Annotated in this window: 12 protein-coding genes; 5 read left to right on the forward strand and 7 right to left on the reverse strand. The window is 68.7% G+C overall.

Annotation, left to right across the window (positions count from 1 at the left end; all coding sequences use genetic code 11):
- Positions 1-70: 70 nt before the first annotated feature.
- Positions 71-1,654 (reverse strand): acyl-CoA synthetase, encoded by a 1,584-nt coding sequence (locus JKG67_RS14905; RefSeq protein WP_203338122.1) that lies wholly within the window; start codon positions 1,652-1,654, stop codon positions 71-73.
- 307 nt (positions 1,655-1,961) lie between these two features.
- On the opposite strand from JKG67_RS14905, the gene JKG67_RS14910 reads away from it, so the two are divergent.
- On the forward strand, positions 1,962-3,362 hold the full coding sequence (locus tag JKG67_RS14910) for a Fic family protein (protein WP_203338123.1): 1,401 nt from the start codon (positions 1,962-1,964) through the stop codon (positions 3,360-3,362).
- Positions 3,363-3,579: 217 nt separating this feature from the next.
- On the opposite strand, the gene JKG67_RS14915 is transcribed toward JKG67_RS14910, so the two are convergent.
- Positions 3,580-5,403: an SLC13 family permease gene (locus tag JKG67_RS14915; RefSeq protein WP_203338124.1), complete on the reverse strand. Its 1,824-nt coding sequence runs from the start codon at positions 5,401-5,403 to the stop codon at positions 3,580-3,582.
- Positions 5,404-5,441: 38 nt separating this feature from the next.
- On the opposite strand from JKG67_RS14915, the gene recO reads away from it, so the two are divergent.
- Positions 5,442-6,176: a DNA repair protein RecO gene (gene recO / locus JKG67_RS14920; protein WP_203338125.1), complete on the forward strand. Its 735-nt coding sequence runs from the start codon at positions 5,442-5,444 to the stop codon at positions 6,174-6,176.
- A 22-nt stretch (positions 6,177-6,198) separates the two neighbouring features.
- On the opposite strand, the gene JKG67_RS14925 is transcribed toward recO, so the two are convergent.
- Complete coding sequence (locus JKG67_RS14925; RefSeq protein WP_203338126.1) at positions 6,199-6,660, reverse strand: MarR family winged helix-turn-helix transcriptional regulator; 462 nt, start codon at positions 6,658-6,660, stop codon at positions 6,199-6,201.
- Between the two features lie 35 nt (positions 6,661-6,695).
- Here JKG67_RS14925 and JKG67_RS14930 point away from each other — a divergent pair, with 35 nt between their 5' ends.
- Entirely contained in the window at positions 6,696-7,475 is a 780-nt protein-coding gene (locus JKG67_RS14930; RefSeq protein WP_203338127.1) for an isoprenyl transferase, read from the forward strand.
- Here JKG67_RS14930 and JKG67_RS14935 read toward each other — a convergent pair.
- The 4 genes from JKG67_RS14935 to JKG67_RS14950 are packed head-to-tail and all read right to left on the reverse strand — an operon-like array spanning position 7,472 to position 10,809.
- Complete coding sequence (locus JKG67_RS14935) at positions 7,472-7,891, reverse strand: Fur family transcriptional regulator (protein ID WP_203338128.1); 420 nt, start codon at positions 7,889-7,891, stop codon at positions 7,472-7,474. The two genes, JKG67_RS14930 and JKG67_RS14935, sit on opposite strands and share 4 nt — an antisense overlap.
- Positions 7,878-8,897, reverse strand: a complete 1,020-nt coding sequence (locus tag JKG67_RS14940) for a metal ABC transporter permease (RefSeq protein ID WP_203338129.1) — start codon at positions 8,895-8,897, stop codon at positions 7,878-7,880. Before JKG67_RS14940 ends, JKG67_RS14935 begins: the two co-directional genes overlap by 14 nt.
- On the reverse strand, positions 8,897-9,694 hold the full coding sequence (locus tag JKG67_RS14945) for a metal ABC transporter ATP-binding protein (RefSeq protein ID WP_238998497.1): 798 nt from the start codon (positions 9,692-9,694) through the stop codon (positions 8,897-8,899). Before JKG67_RS14945 ends, JKG67_RS14940 begins: the two co-directional genes overlap by 1 nt.
- Positions 9,691-10,809 carry a metal ABC transporter substrate-binding protein gene (locus tag JKG67_RS14950; protein WP_203338131.1) on the reverse strand — a complete coding sequence of 373 codons (1,119 nt, stop codon included), beginning with the start codon at positions 10,807-10,809 and terminating at the stop codon, positions 9,691-9,693. The genes JKG67_RS14945 and JKG67_RS14950 overlap by 4 nt, the downstream gene beginning before the upstream one ends.
- Before the next feature lie 101 nt (positions 10,810-10,910).
- Here JKG67_RS14950 and JKG67_RS14955 point away from each other — a divergent pair, with 101 nt between their 5' ends.
- Together JKG67_RS14955 and JKG67_RS14960 are read left to right on the forward strand one after the other, a co-directional pair.
- Positions 10,911-11,249, forward strand: coding sequence for an antibiotic biosynthesis monooxygenase (locus tag JKG67_RS14955; protein ID WP_203338132.1), 339 nt, complete (start codon positions 10,911-10,913; stop codon positions 11,247-11,249).
- Positions 11,250-11,365: 116 nt separating this feature from the next.
- Positions 11,366-11,806, forward strand: a complete 441-nt coding sequence (locus tag JKG67_RS14960) for a hypothetical protein (RefSeq protein WP_203338133.1) — start codon at positions 11,366-11,368, stop codon at positions 11,804-11,806.
- Positions 11,807-12,023: the final 217 nt, after the last annotated feature.

Below are 12,023 nucleotides of genomic sequence, written 5' to 3' on the forward strand. Positions count from 1 at the left end.
GCTCACGTCCCACCTACTGTGACGCAAAGGTACTACTTTTGCAACCCCCTGGATCGGGGACTCTGCGGCCTCACCGGCCGACGTCGAGGAGCTCGTGCGCCAGGTCGCTGCTGGCCCGGTAGTCGACCTTGCTGACCGGGGTGCGTGGCACCAGTTCGACGAAGAGGATCTCCTTGGGGACCTTGTAGTTGGCGATCAGGGCGCGGCAGTGGTCGCGCAGGTCATCGGCGGAGACGGTGGCGCCCTCGCGGCGCTGGACCAGGGCAGTGACCTGCTGGCCCCAGCGCTCGTGGGGGGTGCCGACCACGGCGGCGTCGAAGACGTCCTCGTGGCGCAACAGCACCGACTCGACCTCCTCGGGGTGCACCTTCTCGCCGCCGGTGTTGATGCTGACCGAGCCGCGGCCCAGCACGGTCACCGAGCCGTCGTCCTCTCGGCGAGCCATGTCTCCGGGGATGGCCCAGCGGCGTCCGTCGATCTCCTTGAAGGTGGCCGCGGTCTTCTCCGGGTCCTTGTAGTAGCCCAGCGGCACCGGCCCGGAGCGCGCCAGCATCCCGGTGACGCCCGGCGGGCAGGGGCGGAACTCGGGGTCGAAGACCTCGACGTCCTCGGAGACCTGGAAGCGGGGGGCGCCGTGCGCACCCTCGGAGCCGTCATCGACCCGTGATCCGGTGGCGCCGGACTCCGAGGCGCCATAGGAGTCGAGGATGAACCGACCCGGCAACGCCTTGCGGATCTCCTCGCGGACCCCCTCCGACAGCGGCGCCGCGCCGTTGGAGACTGCCACCAGACTGCTCAGGTCCCAGCGGTCCGGCTCGGCGAGGATCGCCTCGGCCACCGGCCGGCCCATCGCGTCGCCGAGGAAGGTCAGCGAGTTCACGCCCGCCGCCTCGACGAGGTCCAGGATCTTCTCGGCCTGGAAGTGGGGCTCGGTGTAGAGCGAGACGGTATGACCGGCCACATGCCCGTTGCCCAGGATCCACTGGCTGCCGCCGTGCATCATCGGCCCGCAGGCGAGCAGCACCATCGGGTTCTCGTTCCCGGCGGCCTCGGTGGCGAGCTGTTCGACCGAGTCGATCGGCGCTCCGTAGCGGGCGGCGTTCAGAGCCGCCCGGATGATGTCGTCGTGGCGCCAGACGACGCCCTTGGGCTGGCCGGTGGTGCCGCCGGTGTAGAGCACGTAGTGGTCGTCGCTGCTGCGCCCGTTGCTCGGGCGGTCGGGGGAGGCTGCGGCGAGGAGGGCGTCGTACTCCTCGCCCATCACGATCGTGTGCTTGAGCGTGGGCAGGTCGAGGCCGGCGACCATCTCCGCGAACTCGGGGGCCACGATCGCGGCCACGCAGTCGGCGTTGTCGTAGAGGTAGGCCAACTCCTCGTGCAGGTACTTGTAGTTGACGTTGATCGGCACCGCACGGGCCTTGAAGCAGCCGTAGAGGGCGTCGACCCACTCGATCCGGTTGGGAGCGTGTACGGCGACGTGATCGCCGGGCTGGATGCCCAGCCCGGTCAGATGGTTGGCCAGCCTGGTGGCACGCTCGTCGATCTCGGCGTAGGTGTAGGTGCGGCCCATGGTGAAGACGGCGATGCGGTCGGGCACCGCGTCGGCCATGGCCTCGAGGACGTCGGCAAGGTTCAGGGGAGTGTTCTGGCTCACACCCCTACTCTGCCCGGTAGAACGTGTTCTCGTCTAGTGGTTGGCTCAAACAACTGTTCTTGCGGTAGACACACCGCCACCCGCCCCGCAATACCCTTGAGTGCGCTGCGTTCGGACGTTTTACGGCTAGGATTGCTGCCAATAGGCGGAAATTTCTGGCGTAATCGCTGCATTCGGGCCACGTGGGAGCACTATTCTGACCATGAACGCTGCGTCACATGAACGACACCCTGCTGGCGTGCTGGAGATCGCGCGAACCAGCACCGACCGCGCTCGTCTGTCTCGCCAGCGTAGAGCAGGTCGGGCGTTGCAACTCGCGCCGGGGATCTATGCGGTCGGGGCGACGCTTCCGCCCGCGGCGGTTGCGCGTCATCATCTGCTCGCCGTCGTCGCGCACGTCTGGCCTTCCGCGGTCATCTGCGACCGGTCCGCCCTCGCGGGAGGCCAACCCGTCGACGACTACCTGTTCATCTGCCACCCGCAGCCGCCGCGCGCCACTGCGCTGCGATTGCCGGGAGTGACGGTGGCACCGCGCATCGGACCCGGCCCGCTGCCCGGGGACATGCCGATGCCGGAGGGATTGGTCGTCTCCGGTCCAGTCCGGCAGCTCTTGGAGAACATCCCAGCTCGCGGTCGCCCCGGGAACCCGCCCCGGCTGGCCGGCGTGGAAGCGATCGAAGACAGGATCGAGGAGGAAGCACGTCGTGGCGGGCCCGGGAAGATCGCCCGGATGCTGGAGAGCCTGGAGGTGATTCGGGGGTCCTTCCCCGAGAGATCGGCCGAGAAGGTGCGGCAACGGCTCGCCGCGCTCGTTGGGACCGCGCTCAGCGACACGCCCGTTTCCGCGCAGTACGCCGCACGCTTGGGCGGCCAGCCCTACGACCAAGGCCGGCTGGACCTCATCGCGGGCATGATCGAGACGCTTCAACACACACCGCCATCACCACGGCCAACCCTCGGCGACCCGAGGCGCTGGGAGTGGGAACCGTTCTTCGAGTCCTACTTCTCCAACTTCATCGAGGGCACTGAGTTCGGCGTCGAGGAGGCCCGGCAGATCGCAGTCGAAGGCCTGCAGTTCCATGACCGTCCCCAAGACGCGCACGACATCGCCGCGACCTACCGGCTCGTTTCCGACCACCAGTTGGCCACCCGGGTGCCGCGCACTGGCGACGAACTCGTGGCACTACTGCGCAGCCACCACGCCACGCTGATGGCGGCCCGCCCGGACAAGAACCCCGGCGAGTTCAAGGCCAGGCCGAACTTCGCCGGAGGCTACGAGTTCGTCTCTCCCGATCTCGTCGAGGGCACCCTCCGTCGCGGGTTCGAGCTCCTCGACGGACTCACCGACCCGTTCCAGCGTGCGCTCGCGATGATGCTGTTGCTCACCGAGGCGCATCCCTTCGACGACGGCAACGGCCGAATCGCTCGCATCCTCGCCAACGCGGAGCTCTCACACGCTGGTCAGGTCCGCATCATCGTCCCCACCAGCTACCGCAACGACTACATCGCCGGCCTCAACGGGGTGAGCAACCGTGCCGGACAAGGCCAGACCCTGATCTCCATCCTTGACTTCGCCCAGCGATGGACAGCGGCCGTGGACTGGTCGACATACGAACTGGCACATCAGCAACTGACCTACGCCAACGCCTATGTCGACCCCGGCATCGCAGAACGAAGCGGACAGCGTCTGCGCATGCCGGCTCGCTGAGGCGGCCGGACGTGAGCGGCGTGATTGGTCGATGCAATGTGAGTTCGGTGGGTGAGTCGCTCAGTTGGAGATGGACTCGACGGTCGTCTTGTTCTGACCGCACTCGGTGTGGTGCGCGTACTTCGGCATCCGGCACGCACCGTCAGTCAGCTGCCTGTCTCTCAGCGGCGCGCCCAGTCGTACCTCGATCACGGAGGCAGCGGCAAGGATGGGCCAGTTAGACCCAGAAGTGCCAGATCGCGGTGCTCGTCACCACCATCAGGATCAGGTTCAGCGGCCCCCCGACCTTGGCGAAGTCGGTGAACTTGTAGAGCCCGGTGCCGAAGACCATCGCGTTGGTCTGGTACCCCACAGGCGAGAGGAAGCTGGTGGAGGCGGCGAACATCACCACCAGGACCATCGCGATCGGGGCGATCTCCAGGCCGGCCGCCAGCGTCACCGCCACGGGGATCAGGATCGCCACCGACGCGTTGTTGCTGACCACCTCGGTGAGCAGTGTGGTCAGCGCGTAGAGCGCCATCATCACCAGCAGCGGATGCCAGCCCGCCGCCGGACCGGCGATCAGGCTCCCCAGCCATTCGGCGCCGCCCGACTTGGTCATCGCGATGCCGAGGGGGATCACCCCGGCCAGCAGGAAGATGACGTCCCAGGCCACGCCCGAGTACAGGTCCTCCTTGATGATGCAGCCGGTGGTCACCATCGCCACCACACCCAGGATCGCGGTCACCACGATCGGCAGCGGGGTCAGCGCCGCGCCGGCCACCACGGCCAGCACGATCCCGCCGGTCAGCCACATCCGGCGGCGGTCGAACTCGTCCTCGAACTGGCTCAGCAGCACCAGATCCGGATGCCGACGCAGTCGGGAGAGACCGTCCTTGGCCACCTCCAGGAGCAGGATCTCCCCGACCCGGAGCCGTTCGTCGCCGAGGCGGGCCGCGGTCAGGCTCGGCGTCTCGATGCCGACTAGCCTGGCCCGGTAGCGCGTCCAGAAACCGATCGCGCGGGAGCGCTGGCCCGTGTAGAGCAGACGGTTCCGCACCAGCGCCCGGACCAGGTAGCCCTCCCCATGGGCGACGATCTGGCCGTCCGGATCGGCAAGCACATCGACGGCCTCGTCAGCGATCAGGTCCGCGATCTGCCTGATGGTGCCGCGGACCTGGACGATGTCCCCGGCCGCCAACTCGACCTGCTCCGGGGCATCCCGGAACGACTTGCCGTCCCTGACCACCTTGAGCAACTGCACCGAGGAGGCCTTGCGAGAGTCGCCGAGCGACCTGCCCAGCCACGAACTCTCCGGGCGGGCACGCAGTTCGACGACGAACTCCTCCTCGGCGTCCAGGTCGCCACCGAGGTCCTCCTCGGGCAGCAGGAACCGGCCCACCACCAGGAAGTAGACGAGACCGGTGGCCAGCACGATGAGTCCCACATGGGTGAACTCGAACATCCCGATCTCGCGTTCGAAGCCGGGGGTGTCGGCCAGGATCGAGGAGGCCAGGATGTTCGTCGAGGTGCCGATCAGGGTCAGCATCCCGCCCAGCATCCCGAAGAAGCTCAGCGGCATCAGCACCTTGGCGGCGCGCATGCCGAGGGTGCGACACATCTCCAGCGCGAACGGGATCGCCACAGCTACCGCGGCGGTGTTGTTGACGACGCCGGACATCAGCCCGACCATCGCGGCGGTGACCAGGAACAGGCGGAACTCGGACTGCCCGACGAACGGCAGCAGTCGTCGACCCAGGGCGTGCATCAGCCCCGAACGTTGGATCCCGGCCGACAGGATGAACATCGCCAGCACCGTGACGGTGGCCGGGCTGGAGAGACCGGAGAGCCCTTCGTTCACGTTCGGGAAGGCGCCGGGCAGGTCGATGCCCCGCTCCCGCAGCCACGGCACCCGCTGGACGAGGGGGTCGCCGAGCAGCGGGATCACCATCAACGTCACCAGGATCGCCAGCGCGGTCACGTCCAGGGGGAGCTTCTGGCTGGCGAAGAGGTAGAGCGCGCCCGCCACCACGGCGAACACGATCGCGATCTCGATCGTCATGTGCCGAAACCCTACGGCTCGCACGGCAGAATGGGCGGGTGCCCCTCTATCGCGACGAGGCGATCGTGCTGCGCACCCACAAGTTGGGTGAGGCCGATCGCATCATCACCATGCTGACCCGCCACCGCGGTCAGGTGCGTGCCGTGGCGCGTGGGGTACGACGTACCAGCTCACGGTGGGGGTCGCGGCTGGAGCCGTTCACCCACGTCGACCTGCAACTGGCCGAGGGTCGCTCCCTGGACACGATCACCCAGGCCGAGACCCTGTCCCCCTTCTCGGGGCAGTTGGGTGGCGACTACGAGCGTTACACCTCCGCCTCGGTGATGGCCGAGACCGCTCAGCGCCTGGTCCCGGAGCCGGGGGAGCCGGCGCTGCAACAGTTCCTGCTGCTCGTCGGCGGCCTGCGGGCGCTGGCGTCGGGGGAGCGGGCCCCCGGTGACGTGCTGGACTCCTACCTGCTCCGTTCACTGGCGGTGGCCGGTTATGCCCCCACCTTCGAGACCTGTGCCGGGTGCAGTGCGCCGGGCCCGCACCGGTGGTTCCACGTCAGCGCCGGCGGCGTGCTCTGCGGCAGTTGCCGACTGCCGGGATCGGCGAGCCCCACCCCCGAATCGGTGTTGCTGATGGGTGCCCTGCTGACCGGCGAGTGGGCGACCGTGGAGAGCGGGGACGTACGCCACCGCCGGGAGGCCAGCGGCATGGTCACCGCCTACCTCCAGTGGCACCTGGAGCGAGGTCTGCGGTCGCTGCCGCTGGTCGATCGGGGTCGCTGAGCCTGCGCCCGCGTCGACGTCCCTAGTCGGGGTCGGGGATCTCGTCGTGCTCGATCCACCCGGTCACCGTGTCGTTGAAGCGGGTCAGCGCGCGGGCGAACTCGTCGCGCTCCTGGGCAGACCAGTCGGCAAGGATCAGGTCGAGCATCTTGCGACGATAGTTCTGCGCCTGGACGACGGCCTCCTCGCCCTCGGGCGTGAGCGCCAGCAGCGAGGCGCGACGATCCATCGGGTCGGCCTGCTTGGTGGCCAGACCGAGCTTCTCCACCGCTTGCACCTGTCGGGTGATGGTGGACGGGTCCAGGTTGAACGCGGTGGCGATCGCCCCGAGTCGTTGCGGCCCCTGGGAGTGGATCAGGCGCAGGATCCCGTACGCCGATCGCTCCAGAGCGATGTCCCCCGACGACGTTCGCACGTGAATGGCCACGGTGCGCCTCAGCAGTGTGAACAGCTGCTGCTCGATCACGTTGTTCGGGTTGGTCATGGCGGAACTATAGGCACCGCCTACGCTTCGATGCTGTGAGCCATGCCGTGCGACCACCGACTCCGCATCCCTCGGGCGCCCGACCGCCGCAGATCCCGGCGCAGTTCCTGCCCGAGCACGTGGCGGTGATCATGGACGGCAACGGTCGCTGGGCCAAGGAGCGGGGGCTCCCGCGGACCGCGGGGCATGCCCAGGGCGAGCACGCGCTCTTCGAGGTCGTCTCCGGGGCCATCGAGCTGGGCGTCAAGGCGGTGTCGGCGTACGCGTTCTCCACCGAGAACTGGTCCCGGTCACCCGACGAGGTTCGGTGGCTGATGGGCTTCAACCGAGACGTGGTGCGTCGCCGACGCGAGGAGATGCACGAGATGGGCATCCGGGTCCGCTGGGCCGGCCGCGCACCCCGACTGTGGAAGTCCGTCATCAAGGAGCTCCGGACCGCCGAGGAACTGACCCGGCACAACACCGTGTGCACGTTGACGATGTGCGTCAACTACGGCGGTCGGGCCGAGTTGACCGACGCGGTACGCCGCATCGGTGCTGAGGTGGCTGCCGGTCGCCTGGATCCGGCCCGGATCACGGAGGCGACGATCGCCAGGAACCTCTACGTGCCCGAGTTGTCCGAGGCGGACATGGTCTGGCGAACGTCAGGGGAGCAGCGGCTCTCCAACTTCTTGACCTGGCAGGCGGCGTACGCCGAGTTCGTCTTCAGCGATGTGCTGTGGCCGGACGTGGATCGACGACACCTCTGGGCGGCCTGCGAGGAGTATGCGGCCCGGGATCGCCGCTACGGCGGCGCGCAACCCAACGACGTCTAGGCCGCCGAGCAGTTCGGGCAGGTCCCGAAGATCTCCAGGGTGTGCGAGATGTCGGTGAACCCGTGCTCGTTCGCGATCGCGCTCGTCCATCGCTCCACGGCCGGTCCCTCCACCTCCACGGTGGCGCCGCAGGTGCGGCACACGAGGTGATGGTGGTGGGTGGTGGAGCAGCGCCGATAGATCGCTTCACCGTCCTCGGTGCGCAACACGTCCAGCTCGCCGGAATCAGCGAAGGACTGCAGCGTCCGATAGACGGTGGCCAGGCCGACGTTCTCGCCCCGCCGGCCCAGCAGTTCGTGGATCTCCTGGGCTGAGCGGAAGTCATCGAAACTCGCCAGAGCCTCGGCGACGGCCAGCCGCTGCCGGGTCGGCCGGACGTTGCCCAAGGAGGGTGGGGTCCGTTCAGTGCTCGTCATAGTGGCTCCCGTGCGGTGCGTGCCGATGGCCGTCATGAACATAGTCGACATGGTCGCCGTGTGGGATGGCGGGATGCCCGCAGTCGTCGCTGTGCGTGTGCGGGTGGCCATCTGCCACCTCGTGGGTAGCGGGTTCGGAGTCGGGGAACGGGGTGAGCAGTCGTCGACGGCGCCGCAGCCAGGCCCCCAGCGGCCAGGTGAGCACGAAGCAGGCCAACGCCAGCAGCACGATGGTCGGGCCTGGCGAGATGCGGGCGTGGTAGGAGGCCCACGCCGACAGCAGCAGTCCGCCCACGGACGCCCCGGTGCCCAGGGCCATCGCCGCTATCAGGGTGGTCCGGAACGAGTTGGTGAGTTGCTGCGCGGTGGCGACCGGCACCACCATCAACGCCGACACGAGCAGCAGTCCCACCGTCCGCATGGCCACGGTCACCGTGATCGCGGCGATCACGGCCACCACGATGTTGTACAGCCGCACGTTGAGACCGGCCACCTGGGCGAACTCGCCGTCGTGGGCCACGGCGAAGAGTTGGGGGAGCAGGCCGAGCCCGACGAGGAGCACCACGGCGGCGAGCCCCAGAGTGACCGCGACGTCGTGGGTGGACAGCGTCGAGATGGAGCCGAACAGGTACTCGTGCAGCACCTGGGGGGACTGGCCGGCGATCCCGGTGATCAGCACGCCCCCGGCGATACCGCCGTAGAAGAGCAGGGCCAACGCGAGGTCGCCGCCGGTGCGCCCCTGAGCCCGGATGAGTTCGATGGTGATGGCGCCCAGACCGGCCACGATCACCGCGGCCCAGATCGGCGAGGTGCCGGTGAGCAGGCCGAGGGCGACGCCGGTGACCGCGACATGTCCGATGCCGTCACCCATCAGCGCCAGGCGTCGCTGCACGAGGTAGGCGCCGACGACCGGAGCCGCGACGCCGGTGAACACCGCCGCCAGCAGCGCTCGCTGCATGAACGGGAGCCCGAGCAGGTCGATGAGCAGCGCGTCGACGAGTGGCATCAGCGGGCTCCGGGGGAGTCGAGGGGGCCGCTGACCTGCGGCAGGTGGTCAGGGCGCGGGGCGTCGTGGTGGTGGCCGTGGTCGGGGTGGGCGTGGTCGCGGCCGGCGGGCGGGCCGTCGTAGACGATCCGGCCGTCGCGCATCATCACCACTCGGTCCACGAGCGGCTCCAGCGGCCCGAGTTCGTGGGCGACCAGGATGATCGTGGCTCCCCGGCGCGACAGCAGGCCGAGCGCGTCAGCGAGCGCCTCCTGGTTGGCTCGGTCCACTCCGGCGGTCGGCTCGTCCAGGAACAGCAACTCCGGCTCCCCGGCCAGGGCCCGCGCGATCAGCACCCGCTGCTGCTGCCCGCCGGAGAGCGTGGAGACCCCGTCCCGAGCGCGGTCGGCGAGGCCGACCACGTCCAGGGCGTCCCGGATCGCGGCCCGGTCGTGGCGCAGCAGTGGCCGGAACAGGCGGCGACGGGTCAGTCGTCCCGAGGCGACCACCTCCCACACCGAGGTCGGCACCCCGGACGCGGCACTGGGGCGCTGCGGCACGAAGCCGACGCGCGGCCAGTCGTGGAACTTCGCCAACGGGGTGCCGAACAGGCTCACCGAGCCCCCGGCGGTCGGCCGCAGCCCGGTCAGCGCGCGGATCAGGGTGGACTTGCCTGAGCCGTTGGGGCCGAGCAGAGCGACGAACTCGCCCCGGCGTACGTCCAGGTCGATGCCGCGCAGGATGGGCCGTCCAGCAATGGCGACGGCGCCGTCGCGGACCGCGACGACGCCATCACCTTGAGTGTGGCGGTGGGTCAACACCCTCCTGCCTCGGTGAGGGCCGCAAGGTTGGTGCGCATGAGAGAAAGGTAGTCCTCTTCGCTGCTTTCGTCAGTCAGGCCCTCGATCGGGTCAAGAACTCCCGTCTCGATCCCCATGTCGTTGGCCAGGCTCTCGGCGATCCTCGGGTTGATCAGCGTCTCGGCGAAGACCGTGGTGACGCCTTCGTCCCGGATCACTTGCTGGAGCCGCTGCAGGTCGGCCGGGGTCGGCTCGGCACCCGGCGACAGGCCGGCGATCGGCTCGAAGTGCAGGCCGTACTTGGTCAGGTAGCCGAAGGCGTTGTGGCTCACCACGACGGTGTCGATCGCGCAGTTGGCGAGGCCCGTGGTGTAGGCGGCGTCGATCTCCTCGAGGTCGGAGCGCAGCTCCGCGGCCCGGGTGGCGAAGTCGTCCGCGTGCTCGGGGGAGGCCTCGGCGAACGCGCCGGCGACCGCGTCACCGAGGTCGGCCAACCGGAGCGGGTCCAGCCAGAAGTGCGGGTCCTCGTCGCCGTGGTCGTGACCGTGGTCGTCGTCCTCGTCGTGGCCGTGCTCGTCCTCGTCGTGGCCGTCTTCGTCCTCGTCGTGCCCGTGCTCGTCTTCGTCGTGGCCGTCTTCGTCCTCGTCGTGCCCGTGCTCGTCTTCGTCGTGGCCGTCTTCGTCCTCGTGCCCGTGTTCGTCTTCGTCGTGGCCGTGCTCGTCTTCGTCCTCGTGGCCGTGGTCGTCGTCCTCGTCGACCTCGCGCAGGTCGACCACGTCGGCAGCATCGATGACGACAGCACCGTCGACGACGTTGGCGATCCCGGTGTCAACGGCGGGCTGGAAGCCTGAGAGGTGCACCACCACTGCGGCGTCGGCCAAGGTCGCCGTGTCCCGGATGCTCAGCTCCAGGTCGTGCGCCTCGTAGCCCGGGGCGGTCAGGTTGACGACGTCGAACTCGGGGCCGGCGATCCGGTCGGTGACGTAGTAGAGCGGGTAGAAGGCAGCCACCGCCACGGGGGTCTCGTCGTCGACCAGGGCGTCGCTGCCCGGAGAGCCGTCGACGGTGGCGCACGAGGCGGCGATCAACGGCAGGGCGGCCAGGGCGGAAAGTCGGAACGGCAGTCGCTTCATGAGAACCATTCCAGACGATGGTGAGAATCAAAGTCAAATCAGCGGACGTCGCCACTGCCTTCCACGCAGCGCCGGACGACGTCTCAACTAGGGTCGGGTCCGTGCTGGTCGTCAACCGATTCCGGGTGCCCGGGGATGAAGCGGCAGGTTTCCGAACCGCTGCCGAGGAGTTCCGTGCGCTGATGTTGGGCTGTCCCGGCTCACTGGACGCGACACTGGGTCGCAACGTCGACGACCCGGAGTTGTGGGTCCTGGCGACCAGTTGGGAGAACGTCGGCTCCTACCGGCGCGCGCTCTCGGCGCATCGCGGCGCCGCGATGGCGTTGATGAGGTGGGCCATCGACGAGCCCGGCGGGTTCGAGCGGGTCGAGCCCGGCGCAGTGCTCAACGATCCCTCGGCCCGAGGCGAGTGTGCGGAGCCGCCGACAACTGGTCACTGAGTCACCGATTCAGCCCCGAAATCTGAGGCTGAGTGACCACTTCCGGGTTCGATACGAAGACGCCTGCTCAGCCGCACCCGCCCTGGTGGGGTGAAACAGGATTCCCTCAGCAGGGCATGCCAGCGCCGGATCCTCGATGGATCGTGCTCTCGTCCGACCGACAGGTCGGCATCCCGCAGGATTGCCACGCCCTGGTGGAGGACATCGTCGGCGGTGTATCCGCGACGCAGCCAGTCCGCATGTCCGATCCGACGGTCTCGCTTGAGGTCCTTGCGTTGTTGGGCCTGCCGCCGGTGCTCGCCTCCGTCGTACTCGTGGAAGACCCGAGTCCCTGGCAGCCACAGATCACCACGGGCAACGAAGGCGCCACGCTCATCGAACAGTTCGTGCTGCGGCTCGACTTCGACGCCGCTGCAGACGTGCAGGATCCGCAACAGCGACTCCCAAGGAGACTCGGCGCGGCCATCGGCCAGCGCAAGGGCAGCGCGCATCCTCGGCGCGCCACGCCGACGTCGCTGAGCGATCGCGTCCAGTTCGTCGCGGGTGGCATGGCCTAGGTGTAGAGCGGAGTCCATCAACACCACTACGTCGAGAAGGCCCAGGTCCCGGGCACAGGCCATCACGGTCTCCCCGGCGGTGGCGCATCGAACGCCCTGGATGTGCTCCCAGGCGATCGACGCCGGATGTCGTGTCACGGACAACCCCTGGCGCCTGATTCGAGCATCCTCCACGCCGATTGCTACGAACTCGGGGAGACGGCTCGGGAGCGGCGGT

The organism is Nocardioides limicola (assembly GCF_016827675.1).
Lineage (GTDB): Bacteria > Actinomycetota > Actinomycetes > Propionibacteriales > Nocardioidaceae > Nocardioides > Nocardioides limicola.